This window comes from Nonomuraea sp. NPDC003707, assembly GCF_053587055.1.
On record NZ_JBSFNK010000081.1, the window covers coordinates 1 to 24,120 of the forward strand.

At 68.9% G+C, this 24,120-nt stretch carries 23 protein-coding genes; 12 read left to right on the forward strand and 11 right to left on the reverse strand.

Annotated features, from left to right (window positions below):
• Window positions 1–165 precede the first annotated feature (165 nt).
• From ACWDRB_RS65975 to ACWDRB_RS65990, 4 genes are all read left to right on the forward strand, one after another.
• Entirely contained in the window at window positions 166–789 is a 624-nt protein-coding gene (locus tag ACWDRB_RS65975; RefSeq protein WP_449912369.1) for a TetR/AcrR family transcriptional regulator, read from the forward strand.
• Window positions 790–1,068: 279 nt separating this feature from the next.
• The gene (locus tag ACWDRB_RS65980) at window positions 1,069–1,686 is read left to right on the forward strand and encodes a hypothetical protein (protein ID WP_449912371.1); all 618 of its coding nucleotides are present in this window, start codon (window positions 1,069–1,071) and stop codon (window positions 1,684–1,686) included.
• A 352-nt stretch (window positions 1,687–2,038) separates the two neighbouring features.
• Entirely contained in the window at window positions 2,039–3,517 is a 1,479-nt protein-coding gene (locus ACWDRB_RS65985; protein WP_449912373.1) for a protein kinase domain-containing protein, read from the forward strand.
• 119 nt (window positions 3,518–3,636) lie between these two features.
• Window positions 3,637–4,533: a CAP domain-containing protein gene (locus tag ACWDRB_RS65990; protein WP_449912375.1), complete on the forward strand. Its 897-nt coding sequence runs from the start codon at window positions 3,637–3,639 to the stop codon at window positions 4,531–4,533.
• A gap of 11 nt (window positions 4,534–4,544) precedes the next feature.
• On the opposite strand, the gene ACWDRB_RS65995 is transcribed toward ACWDRB_RS65990, so the two are convergent.
• The 10 genes from ACWDRB_RS65995 to ACWDRB_RS66040 are packed head-to-tail and all read right to left on the reverse strand — an operon-like array spanning window position 4,545 to window position 16,279.
• A complete protein-coding gene (locus ACWDRB_RS65995) occupies window positions 4,545–4,811 on the reverse strand; it encodes a hypothetical protein (protein WP_449912377.1) in 267 nt (88 codons plus the stop codon).
• Window positions 4,812–4,855: 44 nt separating this feature from the next.
• Window positions 4,856–6,391, reverse strand: coding sequence for an amylo-alpha-1,6-glucosidase (locus tag ACWDRB_RS66000; protein ID WP_449912379.1), 1,536 nt, complete (start codon window positions 6,389–6,391; stop codon window positions 4,856–4,858).
• On the reverse strand, window positions 6,391–7,212 hold the full coding sequence (locus ACWDRB_RS66005) for a carbohydrate ABC transporter permease (protein WP_350731869.1): 822 nt from the start codon (window positions 7,210–7,212) through the stop codon (window positions 6,391–6,393). Before ACWDRB_RS66005 ends, ACWDRB_RS66000 begins: the two co-directional genes overlap by 1 nt.
• Window positions 7,213–7,222: 10 nt before the next feature.
• The gene (locus tag ACWDRB_RS66010) at window positions 7,223–8,149 is read right to left on the reverse strand and encodes a carbohydrate ABC transporter permease (RefSeq protein ID WP_363983432.1); all 927 of its coding nucleotides are present in this window, start codon (window positions 8,147–8,149) and stop codon (window positions 7,223–7,225) included.
• Between the two features lie 2 nt (window positions 8,150–8,151).
• Window positions 8,152–9,438 (reverse strand): ABC transporter substrate-binding protein, encoded by a 1,287-nt coding sequence (locus tag ACWDRB_RS66015; RefSeq protein WP_449912381.1) that lies wholly within the window; start codon window positions 9,436–9,438, stop codon window positions 8,152–8,154.
• A gap of 38 nt (window positions 9,439–9,476) precedes the next feature.
• On the reverse strand, window positions 9,477–10,232 hold the full coding sequence (locus tag ACWDRB_RS66020) for an SDR family NAD(P)-dependent oxidoreductase (protein ID WP_449912383.1): 756 nt from the start codon (window positions 10,230–10,232) through the stop codon (window positions 9,477–9,479).
• On the reverse strand, window positions 10,229–11,401 hold the full coding sequence (locus tag ACWDRB_RS66025) for an ATP-NAD kinase family protein (protein WP_449912384.1): 1,173 nt from the start codon (window positions 11,399–11,401) through the stop codon (window positions 10,229–10,231). The genes ACWDRB_RS66020 and ACWDRB_RS66025 overlap by 4 nt, the downstream gene beginning before the upstream one ends.
• On the reverse strand, window positions 11,398–12,939 hold the full coding sequence (gene gcvPB, locus ACWDRB_RS66030) for an aminomethyl-transferring glycine dehydrogenase subunit GcvPB (RefSeq protein ID WP_449912385.1): 1,542 nt from the start codon (window positions 12,937–12,939) through the stop codon (window positions 11,398–11,400). The genes ACWDRB_RS66025 and gcvPB overlap by 4 nt, the downstream gene beginning before the upstream one ends.
• Window positions 12,936–14,261 carry an aminomethyl-transferring glycine dehydrogenase subunit GcvPA gene (gene gcvPA, locus ACWDRB_RS66035; RefSeq protein ID WP_449912387.1) on the reverse strand — a complete coding sequence of 442 codons (1,326 nt, stop codon included), beginning with the start codon at window positions 14,259–14,261 and terminating at the stop codon, window positions 12,936–12,938. Before gcvPA ends, gcvPB begins: the two co-directional genes overlap by 4 nt.
• Window positions 14,258–16,279 (reverse strand): beta-galactosidase, encoded by a 2,022-nt coding sequence (locus ACWDRB_RS66040; RefSeq protein WP_449912388.1) that lies wholly within the window; start codon window positions 16,277–16,279, stop codon window positions 14,258–14,260. The genes gcvPA and ACWDRB_RS66040 overlap by 4 nt, the downstream gene beginning before the upstream one ends.
• Before the next feature lie 103 nt (window positions 16,280–16,382).
• Here ACWDRB_RS66040 and ACWDRB_RS66045 point away from each other — a divergent pair, with 103 nt between their 5' ends.
• The 3 genes from ACWDRB_RS66045 to ACWDRB_RS66055 all read left to right on the forward strand — a co-directional run bounded on the left by ACWDRB_RS66045 (window position 16,383) and on the right by ACWDRB_RS66055 (window position 18,400).
• Window positions 16,383–17,030, forward strand: a complete 648-nt coding sequence (locus tag ACWDRB_RS66045; protein ID WP_449912390.1) for a GntR family transcriptional regulator — start codon at window positions 16,383–16,385, stop codon at window positions 17,028–17,030.
• A 495-nt stretch (window positions 17,031–17,525) separates the two neighbouring features.
• Complete coding sequence (locus tag ACWDRB_RS66050) at window positions 17,526–17,813, forward strand: hypothetical protein (RefSeq protein ID WP_449912391.1); 288 nt, start codon at window positions 17,526–17,528, stop codon at window positions 17,811–17,813.
• Window positions 17,814–17,845: 32 nt separating this feature from the next.
• The gene (locus tag ACWDRB_RS66055; protein ID WP_449912393.1) at window positions 17,846–18,400 is read left to right on the forward strand and encodes a Pr6Pr family membrane protein; all 555 of its coding nucleotides are present in this window, start codon (window positions 17,846–17,848) and stop codon (window positions 18,398–18,400) included.
• Between the two features lie 483 nt (window positions 18,401–18,883).
• On the opposite strand, the gene ACWDRB_RS66060 is transcribed toward ACWDRB_RS66055, so the two are convergent.
• Window positions 18,884–19,399, reverse strand: coding sequence for an SMI1/KNR4 family protein (locus ACWDRB_RS66060; protein ID WP_449912394.1), 516 nt, complete (start codon window positions 19,397–19,399; stop codon window positions 18,884–18,886).
• A gap of 126 nt (window positions 19,400–19,525) precedes the next feature.
• Here ACWDRB_RS66060 and ACWDRB_RS66065 point away from each other — a divergent pair, with 126 nt between their 5' ends.
• The 5 genes from ACWDRB_RS66065 to ACWDRB_RS66085 all read left to right on the forward strand — a co-directional run bounded on the left by ACWDRB_RS66065 (window position 19,526) and on the right by ACWDRB_RS66085 (window position 23,868).
• A complete protein-coding gene (locus ACWDRB_RS66065; protein WP_449912395.1) occupies window positions 19,526–19,810 on the forward strand; it encodes an ATP-binding protein in 285 nt (94 codons plus the stop codon).
• Window positions 19,811–20,398: 588 nt separating this feature from the next.
• Complete coding sequence (locus ACWDRB_RS66070) at window positions 20,399–20,638, forward strand: hypothetical protein (RefSeq protein ID WP_366310034.1); 240 nt, start codon at window positions 20,399–20,401, stop codon at window positions 20,636–20,638.
• Between the two features lie 2 nt (window positions 20,639–20,640).
• Complete coding sequence (locus ACWDRB_RS66075; RefSeq protein WP_449912398.1) at window positions 20,641–22,194, forward strand: ADP-ribosyltransferase; 1,554 nt, start codon at window positions 20,641–20,643, stop codon at window positions 22,192–22,194.
• Window positions 22,187–22,513 (forward strand): hypothetical protein, encoded by a 327-nt coding sequence (locus ACWDRB_RS66080; RefSeq protein WP_449912399.1) that lies wholly within the window; start codon window positions 22,187–22,189, stop codon window positions 22,511–22,513. The genes ACWDRB_RS66075 and ACWDRB_RS66080 overlap by 8 nt, the downstream gene beginning before the upstream one ends.
• A 293-nt stretch (window positions 22,514–22,806) precedes the next feature.
• Window positions 22,807–23,868, forward strand: a complete 1,062-nt coding sequence (locus ACWDRB_RS66085; RefSeq protein WP_449912400.1) for a hypothetical protein — start codon at window positions 22,807–22,809, stop codon at window positions 23,866–23,868.
• Window positions 23,869–24,120: the final 252 nt, after the last annotated feature.

Genomic DNA, 24,120 nt, shown 5'->3' on the forward strand with positions numbered 1-24,120 from the left:
GGCACGATCCACGGTGGCTGCTCGCCCTTCCTCACGGCGGTGATCAACCTGAAGGTGATCACCCTTTATTCCTAGATCATTTTGTTAGGACCTCTAAGAGCGCCATGCCTCACCTCTTTTGTAGTGCTACTCTAAGGTCATACTCTAAAGTGGTACTCTAAATCGGTGGAAGACGTCAAGAGCCCGAGGCGGCGCTCGGCACAGACCAGAAGCCGGATCGTGAACGCCGCCCAAGGGCTGTTCGTCGTGCGGGGCTACGCCGGAACGACCTTCCAACTGGTCGCCGACGCGGCCGAGGTGTCGGTGCAAACGGTGTACTTCCATTACGGGACCAAGAGCCAGCTGCTCAAGCACGTGGTCGACGTCGCCTCCGCCGGGGACGACGAGCCCGTTCCGCTCCTCCAACGGCCCTGGTTCGCCGCCTTGCAAGCGACACGGGACCCGACGAAGGTCGTACGAGGATGGGTGCACCAGAGCGGGGTCATCCTCGACCGGGTCGCCCCCGTCCTGGCGGTGGTCCGCGACGCGGCGGCCGGCGACCCTGACATGGCCGCCCAATGGGCTGCCAACAGCGAGCAGCGGCACACCGCCCACGGGCAGGTCGTCGCCATCCTGGGCCGCCTGCAGGCCCTGCGGCCCGACCTGACCGAGCACCGAGCCACCGACGTCACCGTCGGGATCCTGTCGCCGGATCTGTTCCTGGTGATGAGGCGGGAATGCGGGTGGACCACGGCGCAGTGGGAGGACTGGGCCGCCGACCAGCTCTCCCACGGCCTGCTGTCCCTCTGACGACCCGGCGCGCGTGCATCTCGGGCGGGCTGGTCGGCGGGCGGTGGCCGCCGACTGAGGCATTTGCCAGATTCGCCATCATCCGCGACCGGGAAGTGCCGTGGGACATGGGCTTTTGAAGCGGAATCCTTGGCGAAGTAATGGATGAGCGGCCGCCCGTTACGGAATCCTTGAGCAGGCGAGAACGCCGCAGCCCGCCATACCGGCTGCTCCCCTGAAGCGATCAACGAGTGCGATGGCGGATCCGTGGAACAGCAGGCATACCGAAGGCTCATCAAGGTGCTCGAGCAAGTGGCCGGGGCTCGGGAGGGGGAGCTCTATCCGGTGCTGGCCGAGGCTGTGGCCGTACATCTCGGGTGGATCGACGCGTTCGTGGCCGAGAACCCCGCGTACCTGGCGCTGGGACGCGATGGCGAGGAGCAGTACCGCACCATGTTCCGGCCGGACTTCGTGGAGGAATACGTCGAGCGCTGGCGCTGGAACAATCCGTTCGCCTCGCGCGACGGGATCGCCTGCCTGAGCCGCCACGGTGTGGCGACCCTCGGACGGCTCCGCCTGCGGGCGACCGAGCCGGAGCGGGACTTCGCCGACACCTTCCTGCGCCGCAACGGCATCGACGACATGCTGAAGATCGTCGTCAGGTCTCCGGCCACGGGCGCGGTCAGCACGCTGGGGGTGCCGTTCGACGGTGATCGACGCGCTATCGAGCCGAGCGACCTGCTGATGGCGGCCACACTGGGCCCGTTGCTGATCCCGTACTTCGACGCGAACCTCGCACCGGCCTCCCTGCGGAACCTCACCTCGGGTGAGCGCGACGTGGCCTCACTGGTGGTGCTCGGGCAGCGAGAGCGCGGTCGAGAAACACCTCACCCGCGTCCTCGAGAAGACGGGATGTAGCAGCCTGACCGAGCTGACCGCCCAGTGGAATCGCCGTCCGATGAGCTGACCGAACGCGAATGAGCCTCCCGTTTGACGAACATCCGGGACGGGGGGTTCGTCAAACGGGAGGATGTCCAGGACGGAAGGCATGCGGAAGGAGAAGCCGCGTCGCGCATGCTACGTTGTGCCCTTCCCACCACGGGCTTCGCCGCAGGCCCGGCTCCTGGACACAGCAGTCGGCTCGTACGGCCGGCCCATGCGACATGTCATCTCTGGAGGAACAGCCAGTGGAGAAACACGCGCCCGCCGGGTCCAGACCGCGGAAGGCCCACTTATGCGACGATGACGCGTCCTGCCGCATGGCGACGGCATGACGATGATGCTGGCAGGCCGCTATTCGCTGATGTCGCAGCTCGGCCAGGGCGGCATGGGCACGGTGTGGCTGGCCGTCGACGAACTGCTGCGGCAGCAGGTCGCCGTCAAGGAGGTGCGACTGCCCGCCGATCTGGACGAGGCGTCCCGGGCCGAGCTGACCGAGCGGACCCTGCGTGAGGCGCGGGCCGCGGCGCGGCTGCGTTCGCATCCGTCGATCGTCACGGTGCACGACGTCGTCATGGACAGCGGCCGGCCGTGGATCGTGATGGAGCTGGTCAACGGCCGTTCCCTCGACCGGATCGTACGCGAGGACGGGCCGCTGCCGCCCGCCCAGGCCGCCTGGGTCGGGCGGCACGTGCTCGACGCGCTGGCCGCCGCGCATGCGATGGGGGTCCTGCACCGCGACGTCAAGCCGGGCAATGTTCTGCTCACCCAGGACGGGCGGGTGCTGCTGACCGACTTCGGCATCGCCACCGTGGCGGGGGACGCCGCGCTGACCCAGACCGGCCTGCTGAACGGCTCGCCCGGCTACATCGCGCCGGAGCGGTTGCGTGGCGAGGCCGACGGCCCGGAGGCCGACCTGTGGTCGCTGGGAGCCACCCTGTACACGGCGGTGGAGGGCAGAACCGCCTACACCGGCCCCAATGCGGCGGCCGTGATGGCGGCCGTGCTGCTGCACGAGCCCGCTCCCCCGCAACGGGCCGGTTCGCTCACGCCCGTCCTCGCCGCGCTGCTGGTGAAGGATCCCCGGCAACGCTGCGGCCCCGCGCAGGCGGCGGCGTGGTTGCAGGCGGTGGCCCAGGGCGAGGTTCCCGCGGACACCCGCCCCACGTCCCGGCGGCGGCCCGCACCCACGTGGCGCCGGTTCGCCGTCGTGGGCGGCGCGCTGGTTCTCGCGCTCTCCCTGACGGCGGGTGCGGTGATCTGGGGGATGACCCGTCCCGAAGAGAGTACGGGCGCCGAGCCGACGCCGGCCGGCGGCACCACAACGCAGTCCAAACCCGTGTCGTCCTCACCGGCCGGGAAACCGCTCTTCGGCACCGGCCTGCACTCCTGCAAGGTGCTGACCGCCGCGCAGGTCCGCACGCTGCTCGGCAGCAAGCTTCAGAGCGACAATCTCGACCGGAAGATCTGCCAGTACTTCGGCGCCAACGGCTCCTACGCGACCGTCTCCCTCTACCGGGTCGACACCCTCAAGGGCGCCAAGGCCAACTTTGTCGGCATCAAGCAGACCTTTCAGGATCTGCGGGACGAGCATCCGGACATCGCGTTCTCCCGGACTCCGGTGGTCGGCGAGGAGTCGTTCGCGTCCGTCTACCGGACGAACGGCACGTACGTGGCCAACATGGTGTTCCGCATGTCCAACGTCACCGCCACGTTCAGCTACAACGGCCCGCGGCCCGGGACGAAGGCCATCGGGCGTGCGGCCGCGTCCGTGGCCGCGGCGATGGAGGCGGCCCGCCCGGCACGCTGATCGGCGCCGGTGGTTGAGATTACTCACAGGGCGAAATGTCCGAATTGTCATGACAAGTCGGTAATGGATCAGGCAGAATGCGGGACCACCAGCGTCTCCCTCCACCGGAGGAAATCCTCATGCGTCGACCCCTAGGGGTACTCGCCGTCGTCGCCGGCCTCGCCTCTTGCGCCCCGTCCACCGGCGGGGCGGCCGGAGCGGCGCCCGAGATGACCGCGCCGACCACCCCTCCGACGCAGACCGAGGAGGCGACTCCCGAGCCGACCTCCGAATCGGACAAGTGCCGCGTGAGCGTGGCCAGGCCGGGCATCTCCGCGCTCAGGATCCAGACCTCGGCCGTCCGCCGCGGCTGTGTGCGTCCGGCGCTGCTGCGCATCCGAGTCATGCGCGCCGTCCCCGGCGACGATGCGGTCGTCAAGAGCGGCGCCACCAAGAAGGACCGCATCACCCTGAAGCTGCCCTGCAAGCCGGGCACGTACTACGCGGTCGCCACCGACTACCGGGGCGGCACCGCCAAGTCCAAGGCCATACAGCTGACCTGCGCCACTCCCACTCCCACTCCCACCCCCACGACGCGGGATACGGGGGCGCCGCCGGTTTCCGAGACGAAGAAGACCGCCACCTCCGTCGGCACGGCACTGGAGAAGGAGGTCGTCCGGCTGACCAACGCCGAGCGGGTCAAGGGCGGCTGCGACCCGCTCAAGCACGACGCGCGGCTGCGCAGGGCGGCGTTCGGGCACTCGGCCGACATGGCGAAGAACGACTACTTCGACCACGACTCCCAGGACGGCCGCGACATGGTCGACCGCATTCGTGCGACCGGCTTCACCGGCTCGACCCTGGCCGAGAACATCGCCATGGGGCAGCGGTCGGCGGCCGAGGTGGTCAAGGGCTGGATGAACAGCGACGGCCACCGGAAGAACATCATGAACTGCTCGTACACCCTCATCGGGGTCGGCGCGGCCAAGGACGCGCAGGGGCAGATCTACTGGACGCAGGACTTCGCCGCCGGCTGATTCCCAGCCTGTCACGAGAGATCTCTGTCCTCATCGTGCAGGTGATCCTCGAAGGTGGAGCGTCGATCTGCCGTACGCGACCACACGATCAAGGCAACCAGCCGGAAGGGCGCCAGTACGAGCCTGAGCACCCGACGCCCCAGTCGACGCATCAACCTGAAGAGTTCCTTGAGCGTCTCCCAGGGGCGTCCCAAGGCCACGACGGCCAGGAGGAAGGCCATGCGGCCGAAACCGATCCCGCCGAAGTCGTCCGGGTCGTCTCGCTCCTTCTTGCTCACCACGGATCCTCCCGAGTCGGCCTGGTGAACAAAGATCCATCAAATCAGCCCTCCTGGGCGAGGTCCAGGAAGAGAGCGGCGGACCAGCCGAACGCGGTCGTCGCGCGGCCCGCGCGACGACCGGTCAGCGGGTTCCAGTACTCGTGGAGGCCGCCACCGTCGCGGACCATGGCCAGCGTGCGCTCGCGCAGCTCGGCGGCCGTCTCCTGATGCCCCGAGCGGCGCAGGCCGTCGATGAGCAGATAGTTGACGTTCAGCCAGACCGGTCCGCGCCACATGGCCTCGGGGTCGAATCTCGGGTCGTCGAAGGCGACGGTCGGCACCGGGCGTTCGGCCCAGAAGCTCGGCGAGCGCAGGCCGGCGACGAGCCGGTCCGCGATCCCCGCGGGGAGCCTCCCGGTGAAGAGCGGCATCAGCTCCAGCGGGGTGCGCACGTCCACCTCGCGACCGCCGACCAGGGTGGCGAACCTCGTGCCGTTCCACCGGCGCGCGATCATGCGGTCCACCAGGGCCTGCGCCCTGGCCCGCCACGGCGCGGCGTCCTTGCCGAGCGCCTGTGCGATGTCGCCCAGGCGGTCGTGCTGGAGGGCGAGGTAGGCGTTCAGGTCGGGCGGCTCGGCGCGGGGGCCGCCGTCCCAGATAGGGCTGTCGTCCAGGCCGGACGAGTACGGGTGCAGGTACTCGGCCAACCCGTCGCCGTCGGGATCGGAGCGGGTGAACCACCACTCCTGGGAGCGAGCCAGCGGCTCGTACACCTCGGCGAGGAAGGCGGGGTCGGGGTCCACCTCGTGGATCTTCCACACCGCCCAGGCGGTGAGCGGCGGCTTGGTGACGGGGACGGCGTCCCCGATCGGCCCGCCCCCGACGTGCTCGGCCAGCCTGGCCAGATCGGAGCGGGGCAGGTCCGTGGTCTCGGCCAGCGCGCCGCGGTCGTGTACGACGTCGGGGATCAGGCCGTCGGGGCGCTGGTGGTCGAGCAGGATGCGGATCTGCTCCCTGGCCAGGGCGGGATCGGCGTGCCTGAGCGCGATGGCGTGGAAGTAGGAGTCCCAGTTCCACAGGCCGACGTAGCCGTACTTGGAGGGGACGAGGGACTCTCGGCCCTGGATCCGTACCAGGTTCACCGCCAGCGTCCACCACGCGTCCTCCGCTCGTTCGCGCAGGTCCGCACGCACGGCGGGCATGCGCGCGAACCAGTCGCGCCACCGTGCGGCGGCCGCGTCGAGCACCGCCGCCGCGTCGTGCCTCGCGCGATCCGGGCCGACGAGGGTGACACAGCCGTCGATGTCGGCCTCGCCGCCGTCCCACACGGCCCGCGCGCCCGCACCGGTCAGGACGAGGGTGTCCGGGTCCGCGAAGGCCATGGCCACGCCGCCCGCGAACTCCACGCGGTCCGGCAGCACCCGCAGCACCGGCAGTTCGCCGCTCCCCGAAAGGATCCGCAGGCCGGTGCGCACCTTCGTGTCGGCGAGCCTGGTCTCGTACAGGGCTCTGGCGATCCAGAGCGAGCCGTCGTCCGCCGCCATCACCAGCAGCCGCGAGCCGCGGTCGGTGAACGGGCGTTCGCGCAGGTCCGGCATCAGCGACCTCCCAGGCCGGAAGCGGCCATCGAGTTGATGATCTTCCGCTGGCCGATGAGGAACGCGATGAGCGTCGGCACGACGGCGATCGCGGAGGCGGCCAGGATGAGCCCGTAGTCCACGGCCGTGCGCTGGCCGGAGAACTGGCTGAGCAGCAGCGGCACCGTGGCCAGCTCGGGCGAGTTCAGGAAGATCAGGGGGAAGAAGAAGGAGTTCCAGGACGCGAGGAAGGCGATGATGCCGAGCGCGCCGAGGCCGGGGCGGATGTTCGGCAGCACGACGTTCCAGAAGCAGCGCCAGCGGCCCGCCCCGTCGATCCTGGCGGCCTCCTCCAGCTCCACCGGCACGGCCCTGATGAACTGGCGCAGCAGGAAGACCGCGAACGGGTTCGCGATGCTCGGCACGATGAGCGACAGATGCGAGTCGATCCAGCCGAACCTGGCCAGCATCAGGTAGAGCGGCACGACCGTCACCTGCGCGGGCACCATCTGGGTGGCCAGGAACACCACGAACAGCACGCCGGAGCCGCGGAACCTGATCCGGGCGAAGGCGTAGGCGGCCATGGCCGAGGTCAGCAGCGTGAGCGTGACGTTCAGCGCGGCGATGTAGAAGCTGTTCCAGTACGCGGTGCCGAACGGCACCGCGCCGAGCGCGTCGGGGTAGTTCTCCCAGCGCCACGGGTCGGGCAGCCAGTCGAGCGGGTTGTTCAGCATCTGGCGCACGCCCTTGAACGACGTCAGCAGCATCCAGACGAACGGGAACAGCATCGCCAGCCCGCCGAGGGTGAGCCCGGCGTGCAGGGCTACCTGCCTGGGTCGCATCCCGGCCCCCTCACGAGTCGTAGTGGACGAGGCGCTTCTGCGCCGCGAACTGGACGAGCGTCACGAGCAGCGTCAGGACCAGGAGGATCAGCGCGGCGGCGCTGCTCATGCCGAACTGGAAGTCCTTGAAGCCCAGCTCGTAGACCTGGTAGACGATCGTTCTCGCGCCCTCGTTGTCCTCCGGGTCCACCAGCACGTAGATCTGGTCGAAGGCCTGGAACGAGCTGATCACCGCGACAACGGTGGAGAAGAAGATCGTCGGCGAGAGCAGCGGCAGCGTGACCGAGCGGAAGATCCGCAGGCTGCCCGCGCCGTCCATGCGGGCGGCCTCGACGATCTGCGGCGGGATCGTCTGGAGCCCGGCCAGGAAGATCACCACGTTCAGGCCGAGCGACGACCAGATCGTCACGACGGCGATGGCCACGATCACCCAGCCGGGGTCGCCGAGCCAGTCGGGGGCGCTGATGCCGAACCAGCGCTCGAGCGACGAGTTCAGCACGCCGTAGTCGTTGCCGGCCAGGATGATCTGCCACATCAGCGCGACGGCCACCGAGCTGGTGACCACCGGGAGGAAGTACAGCACCCGGTAGAAGCCGCCGCCTTTGACGTTGTTCAGCGCGACCGCGATGAGCAGCGCGAAGACGAGCCCGAACGGCACGGTCAGCAGCGCCAGCTTGACCGTGTTCCACACCGCCAGCCCGAACTCGGGATCGGAGAGCTGGGCGGCGAAGTTGTCGAAGCCGACCCATTCCTTCTGCCCGAGCCCGTCCCAGCGCATGAACGCCAGCACGACGGCGAAGCCGAGCGGGAAGACGAGGAACACCAGCAGCGCGGCGACCTGCGGCGCGAGGAAGAACGCGGCCCACCAGCCGTCGCGGTTGCGGACGGGCCGCGCCCGGTGGAGCGTGCGGGGCCGGGCCCGTGCGAGGACGGTCACGGCTAGCCCAGCTTGCCGTCGACGAGCTTCTGGAGCTGGGTCATGCCCTCGTCGAAGCCGACCTTGCCGGTCCACACCTTCATCAGGTGCTCGTTGATGTCGGCGGTGAGGCCGGGCACGGCGACCTCCTCGGGGTAGTTCGCGAAGCCCGTGTCACGCACGTCGAGGAAGGTCTGGGCGTGGGCGGGGTAGCCGTCGGCGAGGACGATCTGCTCGGCGCCCTTCACGGACGGCACGGCGCCGCCGCCCTTGAGCCTGATGAGCTGGCCCTCCTTGCCGACGAACTCGGTGAGGAAGGTGAACGCCTGCTCGGGCAGCTTGGTGTCCTTGTTGAGCGCCAGGTAGGAGGCGGCCACCGCGCCGGGCATCGGCCGGCCGGTCTGCGAGGGGAACGGCACGATGTCGTAGTCGTCCAGCTCGCCGCCCTTCTTCAGGGAGTCGATCATCCACCGGCCTCCGGCGTAGAAGCCGGCCTTGTGCTTGAGGAACTGCGTGCTCGGGCCGTTGCTGTCGGGCAGCAGGTCGGCGCTGAGGAAGGTCTTGTCCTGGTAGCCCTTGGCCAGGGCCTGCAGGGCCTGGCGCGCCTTGGGGTCGGTGGTGGCGACGAACTTCCCGCCGTCCCAGACCTTCCCGCCGAAGCCGTTGATCATGGAGTACGTGGAGCCGTACCAGTTCCAGAAGATCGACCCGGCCTTGCCCGCTGCCTTGAGCTTGGCGTTCATGTCGAGGTACGTGGCCATGGTCCACCGCCCGGCCTCGTTGAGCGCGGCGGGGTCCTCGGTGATCCCGGCGTCCTTGAGCGCCTTCTTGTCGAACCAGAGCACCTCGGGGTTGGTGTCGTTGGGGACGCCGTAGATCTGGCCGTCCTTCCTGGCGCCGCCGTAGATGCCCTCGAAGAAGTCCTCGGTCCTGCTCTTGGAGGAAGGGCCGGCCAGCTTGTCGTTGAGCGGGGTCAGCACCCCGGCGGAGACGAACTTGCCGATGTTGTCGTCGCCCACGAAGAACACGTCGGGGGCGGTCTTGCTGGTGAGCTGGGCCAGCAGCTTGGGGTGGTAGTCCTCGTACTTGGCGACCGGCTCCAGCTTGAGCTTGATGTCGGGGTGGCGCTTCTCGAAGTCCTCGGTGAACTTCTCGTAGAGCTTGATGTCCTCGGCCGATCCCCAGGTGGACCAGCGGACGGTGACCGGGCCGGATCCGCTGCTCATGCCTGGGACGTTCCCGCCGCCGCTGCCGCTGCACGCGGTCGTCGCGACGGCGAGGATGCCCAGGACTGCCAGGGCACGGTTCATGGTCGGCTCCTTACGGGGGTTTGCGTGGAGGGTGTGGGTCAGGCGAGCCCGCCGCCGTCGACGACGAGGGCGGAGCCGGTGATGTAGCTGGCCGCGTCACCGGCCAGGAAGAGCACGGCCTGGGCGATCTCGTCCGGGGTGCCCGCGCGGCCCATCGGCCGGTCCGCCGCGTCGGACCGGAAGGCGGCCCAGTCCTCGCCGAGCTGGCGGGCCTCGTCGCGCAGCATGGGCGTGTCGGTGTCGCCGGGGTTGACGGAGTTGACCCGGATGCCGGCCTTGGCGTGGTCGATGGCGAGCGCGCGGGTCATGTTCACCACGGCGGCCTTGGAGGCGCAGTACGAGATGGCGTTGCCGCCGCCCTTGAGGCCCCATCCGGAGCCCGTGTTCACGATCGAGCCGCCGTCGGTCATCGCCGGGATGGCGTGCTTGCACATGAGGAAGACCGAGCGGACGTTGACCGCCATGACGCGGTCCCACTCCTCGACGTCGAGGTCGAGCGCGGTGGTGCGGCGGATGATGCCCGCGTTGTTGAACAGGACGTGCAGGCCGCCGAAGGTCTCGACGGCGGCGCCGACGACGCGCCGGCAGTCCTCGGGGTCGGAGACGTCGGCCTGCACCGCGATCGCGTGTCCCGCCTCCTCGGCGATCCGCGCCACGGTGGCGTCCGCGCCGGCCGCGTCGATGTCGGCGACCACCACCCGGGCACCCTCTCTGGCGAAGAGCAGGGCGGTGGCCCGCCCGATGCCCGAGGCGCCGCCCGTGACGATCGCGACCTTTCCGTCGAGCGTCTTCATCCGTCGAACTCCTCACTTGCCGCACAAATGCGATAAATCGTGCTTTCGCGGTATCCAGTGATCACCTGGACGTGTCCGCCGAGCTTCTTGTCGAGGTCCTCGTCGCCGCTGTCGGCCAGCAGCGGCCGTCCTTTCAGCGACGCGAGCTTCTGCTGGGTGGCCAGGACGAGGAGCCGTCCGGAGTCGCCCCCATCGAGCACCGCGTCGAGCACCCGGGGCGACACCTGCTGGTTGCCCCGCCCCAGCACGAACCCCTGCCCGCCGATGACCGACAGAACCAGCGCCGACTCCCTGCCGCTGACCAGGCCGAACAGCTCGGCCTCGGCGACGTCCGCCGCCACCAGGCGGCCGCCCTCGTGGAGGCGTTCGACCACGTCCACGCCGAGCAGCGTGGTGGCGAGGCCCAGCGCGCGGCCGACGGCCCGCGTGGTGGCGCCAGGCCCGAGGACGTATCGGACGCCAGGCCGCATTCTGGCCACGACCTCCCGTGCGACGCCCTCGGCGGTGGCGGGCTCCACGCCTGACGATCCGGACTTGCGCCCCGACAGCGCGGCGCGGGCGGCGGGGACGCGCAGGCTGCCGTACAGCCGGGGGCTGACCAGGCCGCGGCGGTAGGCGTCCTCGTCGAGATCCACCACCTCGGCCTCGGCCGTACGCGCCGGGTCGAACTCCGCCGCGACGAATCCGGCGGCGGCCGGGCTGACGGCGAAACAGCCGGAGTACACCTTCACCCCGGCCGGGACGCCCAGCACGGGCGGCGCCTGGTCGCCGAGCGCGCGGACCGCGTCGAGCACGTCGCGCGCCGTCCCGTCGCCACCCGCGAACAGCAGCAGGTCCACCCCCGCCAGGGCGGCCACGGCCCGCCGCGTGTCCTCCGCGCTCGTCCCGGCGACCCCGCCGGACGGCGGCCGGACCAGGTCGTACGGGGCCCCGGAGGCGCGCACGCTGTCCTCGCCCATCCGGCCCGGCACGGTGAGGACGCGGGTCCCGGGACGGCGGGCCACCAGCGTGCGGACGGCCCGCGCCGCCCGCTCGCCGGCCCGGGGCGTCGCCCCCATGGCCAGGGCCGCGCGCTGCACCGCCACGCCGTCGCTGCCTTTGAGCCCGGCCGCGCCGCCGAGCCCGGCGACCGGGTTGACGACCAGCCCGACCACCGCCGCGCCCGTCATGACAGATGCTTGCGGACGTAGGCGCGCCAGGTGGGCGCCCACTCCTTGGGGTCGTCGAGCGACGTCACGTCGATCTTGTGGACGCTCTGGTTGTACGGCGCGCCCTTGACGAACTCGGGATCGCGCCGCGCCTCCTCGGCCACATGCGCCAGGATGAGCGCGTACTCGTCGAGGTCCTCCTTCGAGTACGACTCCGTGGGCTCCAACGTGAACGGCTCGGGCACCACGTACGGGTGGTGGCTGGTCCAGTAGTGCACCCCGAAGTCGGCCGCTCTGACGCCGATCTCCTCCGAGTGCACCCCGGTCTGCTCCGACAGCTCCTGCCACGAGTAGCGCACCTGCTCGACCCTGCGCCGGTCCCACGGCGCGGACGCGCCCGGGATCTGCAGGATCTTGTGCATCAGGTAGTTGTTGTTGAGCACGGCCGTCTCGGCGACCTGCCGCAGGCCCTCGGCGCCGAGCGCCATGATCCAGGCGTAGGCGCGCACGATGTTCGGGGTGACGCCGAGGAACGGCCGCACCTTGCCGATGGAGGCGGGCGGCGTCTCCAGGCGGTAGGACTCGCCGTCGAAGGCGACGACCGGGCCGGGCAGGAACGGCGCCAGGTCCTCGGAGACGCCGCACGCCCCCGCCGCGGGACCGCCGCAGGCGTGCGGCGTGGAGAACGTCTTGTGCAGGTTGAAGTGGCACAGGTCGAATCCGGCGTCGCGGGCGCGGGTGATGCCGAGGATGCCGTTGGCGTTGGCCTGGTCGTAGCAGGCCAGGCCGCCCGCCTCGTGCACCAGGTCCACGAACTCCCTGATCCGGGGGTTGAAGATGCCGGTGTCCTCCGGGTTGGTGATCATCAGTGCGGCGGTGCGCGGGCCGACTGCTGCGCGCAGCGCCTCGATGTCGGGCAGGCCGTCGGCGTCCGGCATCAGGGTGATGACCTCGTAGCCCGCGGTCTTGGCGCAGGCCGCGTTCGACGGGTGGGAGAACATCGTGGTGATCACCTGGTCGCGACCCGTCTCGCCGCGGGCCGCGTGGTACGCGCGGATCATGGCGATGTTGGTGTAGATGGCCGCCGATCCGGAGCCCGGCTGGAGCGAGACCCGCGCCATGCCGGAGATCTCCGCCAGCATGCGTTCGAGCCGCCAGTAGATCTCCAGCACGCCCTGCACGGTGTCCTCGTGCTGGAGCGGGTGCAGCTCGGCGATGGCAGCGGCGAACCTGTCGTTGACCTTGGGGCTGTACTTCATCGTGCAGGTGCCCTGCCCGACGTCGATGTTGAGGTCGACGCCCAGGTTCTCCTGCGACAACCGCAGGTAGTGCCGCAGCACGTGCAGCTGGGACATCTCGGGCAGCTTCGGCGGCTGCGCGCGGCTCACGGAGTCCGGCAGCTCGACACGGGGCGCGCCGGGCTCGGGCACGGCGAGGCCGCGGCGGCCGGGCGCCGACAGCTCGAAGATGATCGGCTCGTCCCAGCGCGCCTGGTGGAAGCGGCGCAGCGGCGGCTTCGGCGCGACGGGGAGCTCGGCGAAGGACTCCGTGGTGTTCACAGCGTCTCCTGTACGGCTGCGGCGAGCCGGTCGATGTCGGCGATGGAGTGGCGTTCGGTCACACAGACCAGGACCGTGCGGTCGTCGAGCGGGACACCGCCGTAGATGCCGCGCTCGCGCAGCCCGTCGAGCAGGGCCGCGCTGGACGGCACCTCGATGGCGAACTCGCGGAAGTGGATCGCGTCGCGGTGCAGCACCGTGACCGACGCGGCCAGGGCCTCCATGGCGTAGCGGGTGCGGGCCAGGATCGTCTCGCCCAGGTCGCGCATGCCCTGGGGGCCCATGAGCGCCAGGTAGACCCCGGCCGTGATGCCCCAGAGGGCGGCGGCGGTGCCGACCCACTCCTTGCCCTCCTCGCGGTGCGCGAAGGAGGTGCGGTCGTAGTAGACGTCGCCGAAGCCGTACTCGCCGGGCACCTTCGTCGGCGCGATGCCGAACAGCCGGGACGGGAACTCCGCGACCAGCGGCTCGTGGTCATGGGTGGCGATGTAGCCGGCGTGGCCGCCGCCGTAGCTCTGGTGCATGCCGAGCGACTGGATGTCGCCGCAGACGATGTCCGCGCCGTAGGACGCGGGCGGGGCGAGCACGCCGAGGGAGATCGGGTCGGCGCCGACCACGAGCAGCGCGCCGTGCGCGTGGGCCAGGTCGGCCAGCTCGCGGCCGCGGGTCTCGACGACGCCGTAGACGTTCGGGGTCTCCAGGTAGATCGCGGCGTAGGAGTCGTCGAACGCCTCGACCGCGATCTCGCCGCCCTCCCCCACCTCGGCCAGGACGATCTCGACGTCTGGGGCGAGGAAGTCGCGCAGCTTGCTCAGTTTGTCGGCGGTGATGGCGGCGCTGACGCAGACCTTCGAGCGCCCGGTGTAGCGGCACGCCATGCGCAGGGCGGTGCCGGCGGCCTGGAAGCCGTCGTAGGTCGGGACGTTGACGACGTCCATCTCCAGCAGCTCGCCCATCATGCTGACGTACTCGAACAGGGCCTGGAAACGGCCGTGGTCCTCGTACGGCTCCCCCGCGTACGCGGTGAGGAACTCGCTCCTCCCGTTCACCTCGTCGCACACGGCCGGGACGTGGTGCGGGTAGCAGCCGTGGCCGAGGAAGCTCAGCGCCTGCTCCGTGTCGGTGACGCGGTCCAGCAGGCCCTTCATGTGGCGTACCAGGTCGCGCTCCGCCGTGAACGGCGCGGGCAGGTCGAGCGGCCGGGCCAGGCGCAGCTCGGAGGGGATGTCGGCGTAGAAGTCCTCGACGCTCGACGCGCCGATCGCGGCGAGCATCTCGGCCCGCACGCCGGGTTCGGCGTTCGGGATGTACGGGTGCGTCACGTGTCTCCTTCGATCCTGAGCACTACGGCGTCGCGCGGGGCGAGTTCGATGTCGCCGCGCAGGCGGGTCTGGGTGAGCAGGTCCGTGCCGGGGTACGGCAGGGTGACCTGCTGCGGGGTGGTCGTGTGGTTGAGCAGGAAGAGGTGGCGCCCGCGGCGGACCGCCTCCACGCCCGCGGGCACCTCGACGGCCGCGACGCCGCCGAGCACCTGGTCGAGCACGGGGGTTACGTCGTCGAGCAGGCAGCTGACGTAGGTGACGTTGCCCTTGCGGGTGATCGCGGGCAGGCCGTCGAGGTCTCCGCCCTCGTACGTGGCGAGCACCGCCGCGGGGTCGTCACCCTCGTTTGTGGCGAGCACCGGCGCGGGGTCGTCGCCGTGTTGGTCGTCGCTGCCGAGGCGCACCCATTCCGTCCAGGTCCTGGCCACGCCGCCGGCGCCCCCCGCGTACCGGACCCGCTGGGTCGCGCCATCGGCGAGCGGCCAGAACTCGTCGATCGCGACGCCGAGCAGGTCGCGCAGCGGGCCGGGCGCGCCGCCGTCGTGGACGCGGTCGGCGGCGTCCACGACGCCGCTGAACGGGCCGACCACCAGCTCTCCGGTGACCGACGCCAGCCTCCCGGCCTGCTCGGGTGTGCACAGGTAGAGGTTCGGGACGATCACCACGCGGTAGCCGGACAGGTCGCGGTCCGGCGGCGCGAGATCGACCGTGATGCCGCGGGCGTGCAACGGCGCGTACCAGGCGAGCAGCAGGTCCTTGAGCTTGAGCCGGTCGGACGGCATCGACTCCGGCGCCTCCAGGCCCCACCAGCTGTCCCAGCCGAGCACGAGTGCCACCTCGGCCTGCGTGTCCGTGCCCGCGACCTCCGCGAGTCGCCGCAGGTCGGAGCCGAGGCGGAGGGTGTCCTGCCAGCCGCGCGTGCGCGTGCCGCCGTGCGGGAGGAGGGCCGAGTGGAACTTCTCCGGGCCGTACCTGGCCTGACGCCACTGGAAGAACATCACGCCGTCGGCGCCGTGCGCCAGCGCCTGAAGGCTGTGCAGCCGCATCATGCCGGGCGGTTTGGGGACGTTCACCTCGCGCCACGACACCGCCGACGGCGCCGACTCCAGCAGCAGCCAGGGGCGCCGTTTGAGCGAGCGCATCAGGTCGTAACTGAGCGCGACCGCCACGTGCGACTCCGGGTCGGCCGGGTCGGGGTAGGCGTCGTCGCTCACCAGGTCCTCGGCCTCGGCCCATGCCCAGTAGTCGAGGCCGTGCAGGATGCTCATGAAGTTCGTGGTGACGGGAACGTCCGGGGTCACCACGCGCAGCACGTCACGCTCGGCCGTGAACAGCTCCAGGAGCGCGTCGCTGCAGAACCGGCGCCAGTCGAGGAGCTGAGCCGGGTTGATCGGCCCCGGCGCCTTGCGCGGCGGCTCGACCTGGCCGAACGCGGTGTAGTGCTGGCCCCAGCAGGACGTGCCCCAGGCGGCGTTCAGCGACTCGATCGTGCCGTGGCGGGCCTCCAGCCAGGCGCGGAAGTGCCGGGCCGACTCCGGGCAGAAGCACTCCAGTGTATGGTCGGCGTACTCGTTGCCGACGTGCCACATGGCCAGGGCGGGGTGGCCGCCGTACCGCTCGGCCATGGCGGTGGCCAGCCGCACGGCGTGCTCGCGGAAGACCGGCGAGCTGGGGCAGTAACCCTGGCGCGAGCCGAACTCCAGCCGCACCCCCTGCGCGTCGACCGGCATGACCTCCGGGTGCTCACGGACCAGCCACGGCGGCGGGGTCGCGGTCGCGGTGGCGAGGTCGGCCGCGATGCCGTGCTCGTGCAGCAGGTCCAGGACGCGGTCGAGCCAGCCGAAGTCGTACGCGCCGGGCCGCGGCTCCAGCCGCGACCATGAGAAGACCGCGACGGTGACCATGGTCACCCCGGCCTCGGCCATGAGCCGCATGTCCTCGGCCCAGACCTCCTCGGGCCACTGCTCGGGGTTGTAGTCGCCACCGAACAGCAGCCCCGGCACGCGCGTCAGGCTCACTCCCGCTCCCTCCTCGTGATATTTTGTATTCAGAATTCATAGTGCAGTATTTTGTATCGCGTCAAGCGGTAAGCTTGGCCCGGCCGAAACCCGAAGGAGCCTCATGCCCATCGAGCGGCGACCGCTTCGCGAGCAGATCAGGGAAGAGCTGCTGACCAGGCTCGACCGGGGCGACTTCGTCGCGGGCACCGACGTCAACGAGGCCGCGCTGGCCTCGGAGCTGGGCGTCAGCCGCACTCCCCTGCGCGAGGCCCTCATCACCCTCGCGGGCGAGGGCGTGCTGGAGAGCAACCAGGGCCGCGGCTTCAGGTTCGCGCCGGTGAGCCGCAAGGAGTTCCGGGAGCTGTGCGAGATCGTCGCGGCGCTGGAGTCGCTCGCACTCGACTGCTCCGACCCCGACCACCTGCGCCGCATCGCGCCCGAGCTACTGACGATGGCCCAGGAGTTCCCCGACCGGATCGCGGAGCAGCAGGAGATAGAGCGTCACGACGACGAGTGGCACGACCTGCTGCTGAGCGGCTGCCGCAACGAACGCCTGCTCGACCTCATCACCAGCGTCAAGGCGGGAATGCGCCGCTACGCCCACCTGCTGGCGGGCGACGACACTCCGCTCGAACGGGAAGCCACCGAGCACCGCCTGGTGGCCGAGCTCCTCATCGCCGGAGACCTCCCCAAGGCCGCACAGGCCCTGCGCGACAACTGGGTCAACGGCATGGAACGCATGATGTCCCGCATCCCCTCAGCCGATTAGCCCGCCAGCACCGTCGCCACGAACAGCCGACGCCCGGTCCCGCCTCTCTCTCATCCGCCTACCGCTCATCCCAACGGCACAATCCCCGCACCCCGTTCCACCAGCCGCACCACCGGGCCAGGCCCGTACCAACCAGTCGACGGGGCGAGGTCTTGGTGCCCGGTCAGCACCACGGCGGCGGGCCTGCCGTTCACGGCCAGCAGCGACACGGCTGCCGGCCGGTCCAGTTCGCCATGTCGGCATCTCAAACAGCCGGCGCATCGGCGCCGCGCGGGGCTTTGGTGATGGGTGTCACGATGGGCAGGGCGGTCAGCAACGCCGTCAGCTTCTGCCAGACCAGCAGACAGCCGACCTCGAGAAACAGGCGAGGGCAGAGAACGCAGGCGGCACTGCACGTAGCACGCCCACGCCAGCGACAGCGACAGCGACAGCGACAGCCTTCTGAGCAGGCGAGCGGAGGTGTCCCGCAATCGCTCTGAGCGCTAACGTGATCTGATGCCCCGCCTGCCCGCTCTCATCGCATCGAAGTACGCGGGCAACACCCCCTACACTGCGCTGATCTACACGCTGGTGACGCCGCCGCTCCTCCCCAAAGCGAAACCCTGGGTGACGGCCGGCACCGGCTGGATGATCGAGTTCACCCAGCTCGGCGATATCCCGGCCACGCTGCGACCGCTGCTGCGCAGCACGTTCAACCCGCCCGACCTCTCCTGTTACACGGTGGGCCCCGCAACAACCCGGACCGCGCACACGCTCTGGCTACGGAGGACGAAGACGGAATGACAGCGTGGCGGATCCTAATGGTCACGGCGACCGTGGCAGGCCTGGCATGCCTGGCGACGTCAATCGGCCGCCCCTGGGCGTACTTCACAGTGCAGAGCAACGTCATGCTCGCGCTCTACTACGGCTGGCGGCTGGCCACCTACCGCAGCCGGTCGGCCTCCCCCGACGTCAAAGGCGCGGTGACCTTATACCTGCTGGTCACATGCCTGGTGAACTACATCTCACGCGACCTCGCGAACCCACTGGCGCTGCTCGACGGCGGCAGCGTGCGCGGGCTGGGCAACTTCCTGCTGCACTACGTGACACCCGTCATGGCGCTGGTCGACTGGGCCGCCTTCGACCGGTCGCGCCGGGTGCGCTGGGCCGCCCCGTTCGCCTGGCTGGGCTACCCGCTCCTGTACGGCGCCTTCGTGCTGCTCACCGCCCCCAACCTGCCCCGCCGCTACGTCTACCCGTTCCTGAACGTTGAACGACTGGGCTGGCCGACAGTCGCGTCGCTGGCAGCCGCCGCACTGGCCGCCTTCGTGGTGCTGGGCTACGTCCTGTTCGGCGTCCACCGGCTCACGACCAAACCAGCGGACGCTTGAGCCCGCACCGAATCTGGCATCGTCCTCAGAGGGGCCGACAACCGGACACCCTCGGTCAGGGCAAGGAAGCCTACAGAGGCCCGGCGGAGCAGGCTGGTCACCCCTTGGCCAGCACCCGTACGAGGATGGCGCTCAGGCCACCGTTCAAGGGCCGCGCCCACGCCGTCGACCAGGATGTCGCTCGCTCCGATTTCCTGCGGCGCTCACGAGCTTCTCGGATCCCGGCAACGCAAAGGGATCGACCGTGACCACCCTGGCCGCCACTTCATCCAGCCCTGTGGAGAAAGAGTCCTGCCTCGACGCCGGAGGATATCCCTTCGTGGGAGCAAGCGAACAGGCGGGACCTGGTTGCGATGGGCTTTCGCAACTCGGAGCGCACGACCGGGCAGGCCGTCTCCGCAATCAAGGGGTCCTGACGGGCGGGGCAGCGGCGTGTCCACCGGCCCTGATCCCTTCTCCGAACCAAGGCCAAGCGAGTCGTACTCAGCGGCACATCGCATCGACGAGTTCCGAGAAATGCGGGAACTCTGCTCGTGCGGCAGCCACGATCTGGGCGGGGGCACGGCGGCGGCCAGGTGCGTGTCGCTCAGCGATCGCATGGAAGGCCTCATTCGGCTCCGCAGGCAAGTCGGGATCACTGAATGCCTCCGCAGGGCCCAGACCAGCAGCGAACAGCCAGAGGAGATCACCAAGATCCCGGGCAATCACACCGCGCTCACCCTCGGAACCGATGTAGACAACGGGCTGGTCGGTGATCGCCACATCAGGCCGTACCAGCCAGAAGCCGGTGTAGTCACCCGTCCCGGTCGCGCCAAAGAAGCGGAACTCGCTACCATCGACCTCTTGGTTGCCGGTCCACAGCCGGAACCACCACGCCGTCCGATCGGGCTCCTCGAACTGATCGTATAGCTCGAAGTCACAGCCGCGAGCCTCGTCGGCCTCCTCATCCCACTCCCACTCGAAGCCAACCTGAGCCACCTCGGCCAGGGCAGTGGGCAATACGAGATCTTGAGATATGTCCGCCACCCCAAAAGATTAAACGATCATCGAAGGCTGCTGGAAACGTGGTGCTTCAAGCGTGGGAGCGCACGAGGATCGCCCAATCCCGATAACAGGTGCTCCAGCGTGTCCCAGGTCGTTGCGGCCCTCCCCATCAGCCGAGCCAAGACCGACAGTCCCACCACCCGCACCATCGCCAAGATCTACCGATCCAACCTCATCGTGGTCGACAACATCGGCCTGCTCCCACTCAGCCACAAGACAACCGAAGCCTTCTACCACCCGATCGACGCCGCCTACGAACACCACCTCTCGCCATCACCATCAACATCCATCCCTCCGAGTTCAACACGATCATCCCCAAAACCACCGCCTCATGCGCCACGCACACATGGTCAAGACCAGCGGTGAATCCCACCACCTGGCTGAAGCCCTCACCGGCAATGGCGTCATACCCCTGACCTGACCACCCGACAGAACCGTCCATGTCCGCCAACCTGGAGATCTCATGGCCGCTTGCCTGGACCGGGGTGGCCGCCCGCCTCGACAAGATCGTGGCCGTCCACATCCAGCGATTGAGCCCGCATTACTAGACATACTGGACTCCAAACGACTCCCGCTCTCCTAAAGCGGGTGCCGCAGGTTCGAATCCTGCCGGGGGCACACTTCTCCATCAGGCATTTCAGCCTCTGACCTGCGGTTTCTTGGCCGCAGGTCTTTTGCTTTCCAGACCTTGGCTAGGTCGCCGAAAGCAGCCGCATGCAGCCGTAGGTCCTTGATCACGGGATATATACGGGATGATCTTGACGGCGTTTCCCCAGCTCACCGTGGCTGCCATACCTTCCGGCCCGCCCTTGGGGACGTTGTCTATAGCTCGCGTCGTCCCACCTGACGCTTCAGACCAATCCGGGCGAATCGGTTGCTGTGGCAAATCGCGCGCAGTCCAATGGCCTACATCTCGGACCCCGAGCTTAGGTCCACGCGCCCGAAGGAGTCCCCATGACCCGGGAGCAAGTAGAAGCGGCCTTACGCCGTGTCGAGCAACTCACCGATCAAGCCAGACCTGCCCTCGATCGCGTGGCCGGACTCATGGCCCAGAACATCTGGACCGGCCCGGCCGCACAACGCTTCGCCGATGAAATGACCGGCCAGCGCCAAGCCCTCAACAGGGCGTGCGCCACCGCGGTGGACGAACTCCGGGCACTGTTAGCCCGTACACCGGCGGACAGCCCGGGCTAGCCATGGGCCAGCTGGAGGGCATGGTCCCCGACGGCGTCCGCAGCCTCAAGGGCGCACTGCGCCAGGTCGAAGTCTCGCTGGACGCCATCGGCGAGGAACTGTGGAACATCCTGCGCGGGGCCTGGCTGTCGACCGCCTCAGCCGACACGATCCGCCAGACGGCGACGTGGGCCGGAACCCAAGGCCCTGAGATCAATAAGCGGCTGCTCCTCCTGGAGCGCATGGAACTGGCCCGGCCGGAACTCTTCGGGGCGGGCAAGCCGCCAATCTCCGTCGACGACTCCATGCTCGCCCCCGGAGCGGTCCTGCCCACGGCAGGCGGCTTCTGGGACCGCGTCGGCCAGCACCTCCAAGCCACCTTCGACCCGAACCTGAACTCCGGCGACCCGCTGACGGAGAACGTCAAAGGCGCCGTGGAAAGCGTCACCGGGCTCGGCAAGATGGTCATCGACTACTCCCCCACCCGGGCAGTCATCGACTTCATGGGCTGGCAACGCAGCCTCAACGACCTGGGCCGCTCCCTCGCCGCCGCCATCCAAAACCCCGGCGAGTTCGCCAAGGCGGCGCTGGACTGGGACACCTGGGTCTCCAATCCTGATCGGGCGTTCGGCCGCCTCATCCCGGACATCGTGGCGGCCGTCACCACAGCTGGCACCAGCAGCGGAGCCTCGGCCACCAGCCGCGCCGTTGGAGCACTGGGCAGGGCCGCCAAGAGCGTGATCCGCCCCGAACCGTCGGACACCCGCGCACTCAGCAGACTCAGCGACGCCAACCCCTCGCTCCACGACGGTGGCCGACCAGCCGGCAACCTCGGTGAGCCGGGCCCGGCCGCACGCCCGGACACGAGCAGCGGGAACGGCCCCACCGCCACTTCGAAGAACCCGACGGCTGCCGATCCTTTGGATGACGCCCTACGGCACACCAGCAACGCCGATGGACGCGCATGGGCGCGGGACAACCTGCCGCTCCCGGACCTGACCAAGGAGGAACTGCGCGCATTGCGATTCTACGGCGGCCCCGGCTATATGGACATCAATCCCGCCCTGCGGGCAAAGGACGCCGACCCGAACGTGGTCTGGTCTCCCGAAATAGCCGACGACATCGCCGCCATGGACCGGGCGATCGCCAAATCTCATCTGCCATCCGACGTGGTCCTGCACAGAGGAGTGGGCAGCAAGCTCTTGGAGTCGCTGGGGGTCGACATCAACTCAGCCCGAGAAATGCAGCAACTGCGAGGGCGCGTCATCAGCGAACCGGGATATCTGAGCACCAGCGCGGGCCGGCGAGCCGGATTCGAGGGGGACGTCCGCGTGATGTTACGAGTCCCCAAGGGACACGAAGCGCTCAACATGTACCCCATTACCGGACTGTCCGCCGAACGCGAGATCCTCCTGCGCCGCGGCACGTCCTACATCGTACGCGGCGTGTACCGTAAGGACGGCCAGTGGTACATGGAAGCAGACGTCGTACCAGATGGCTGGACCAAGCCACCAGACTGGGACGCCCAACCGTCCATGGATGCCGATCTCGGGTGGAAAGGACCTTTCGATGACTGACACCCCGAACCTTCCCCGTTTCCACGATGCCACCGCCCGGTTCGCCTCGGAGAACGACTCCTACGATTACAAGGCCACGGGCCCGGTACGGCAGGCCGCAGTGTACGACCGGCGTGGACGGCTGCTCGGAGAAGTGTGGACCGACGATCGTCAGGCCGCGGGGTTCACCCTCATTGACGACCCTGAGCCGGACATGGGGTACGTGGGGGGACGCATGGATCGGATCCTCGCCAAGGCTTACAAGGCGGGAATCCCCGCCAGCGAGGTTCTAGACCCCGCCCTGTACGCACCGGACTTCGAATTGCGCCGTGATGCATAACCCACGCTGACCGCCTCGAAACCGTAAGGCCGCTGATGAGCATCGCCTTCACCACAGATCGCGGAGGTCCACTGTTCTTGCGGTCCGAAGCCTCGGCAAGCACCGATCGCCTACCCAACCCCTGAGCCGAGGTGATTACTTCCCAAAACGCCGTTCTGCCAGGCTTGCCGCTGGCCTCCTGACCATTTACTCAGAACCGTAGTCTCATCGGCCAGTCGGATGTCATCTTGATGTGTACCTGGACATCAAGGCTCCGATCGCGCCCTAACGGACCCATCGGCTGGAGGATGTGTATGAACAGCGACGGCATGTTCCATATCGACGAATCCGGCCGCCTTCTCGCGATGCATGTAACGCCCTACGAAGCCGAGGACGTGCTCCAAGGATTACTCGCTACTCACCCAGATCTCCTGGGGGGCGGGCAGATGACACCCGGCGATCCCCGTCGCTGGCTGCTGATCCGGAGGGAAGCCGGCGTCCCGGACCGCGACGGAGGTGGCGGGCGCTGGAGCCTCGATCACCTCTTCGTCGACCAGGACGGCATCCCCACCTTGGTCGAGGTCAAGCGCGCCAGCGACAGCCGCATCCGCCGCGAGGTCATCGGCCAGATGCTCGACTACGCCGCCAACGGCGTCCTTTACTGGCCCGTGCACAACCTGCAGGCGCTGTTCGAGCAGACCCAGCACGACTCGGGGCGCGATCCTCACGAGATGGTCGTCCAGCTCTGCGGGGACGACACAGTCACCGTGGAGGCCTTCTTCGCCAAGGTCGGCGACAACCTGCGAGCAGGCAAGATCCGGATGGTGTTCGTCGCCGACGCCGTCCCCGATGACCTCCGCCGCATCGTGGAGTTCCTCAACGAGCAGATGAATCCCGCAGAGGTCCTCGCAGTTGAGGTCAAACAGTATGTCACCGAGGACCACGGGTGGCGGACCCTTGCCCCGGTCGTGTACGGACGCACGGCAGCCGCCTCAGCCAAGTCCTCTGTGCAGCGGCCACGCCCGAGCGAGCTTCGCGAGAAGGTAGACGAAGACGTCCGTGAACTGTGGACCCTCCTGGAACTGTGGGGTGCGCAGGAGGGACGGCAACTGACGAACTCCACCAGCGGCGTCATCGTCTCGGGCCAGAACAATCTGCGCATCGCCCAGTTGTATCCGAAGGACAGGGCGCTCTGCTTCAACCTCGACCCGCTCCGCAGCCGAGGACGCGCGGAACTCGCCGAGGCGTGTCTGGCCACCCTGCGCACGCTCACGGCCAAGAAGCTGACGCCGGCTTACCCGTTCTTCCCGGCGCATGACGCCGTGGCCAAATGGGACGACATCGCGAAGCTTCTTGAGCAGCTATCCACGACGTAGGACGACGTTCCGGAGCTCCTTCAGCCCAGACTGTCATGATGGCCGCCGCCTCCTGACGAGTGCGTCCGTACGGCCCTGCTCGCCACGGTAGGGAAGCCGTACCGGTGGAGCAGCCGGATGTCGGCCTCGGCTGGTCGGCTGGGAGTGTAAGAACAACGGCTCTGGCCCACTTTCGGTGGTGACGGAACGTGATAGCTCGTGTCGGTACATGGCTATCTCGCCGTGCTGTGTCAGCGTGACGCCGGTGTGACG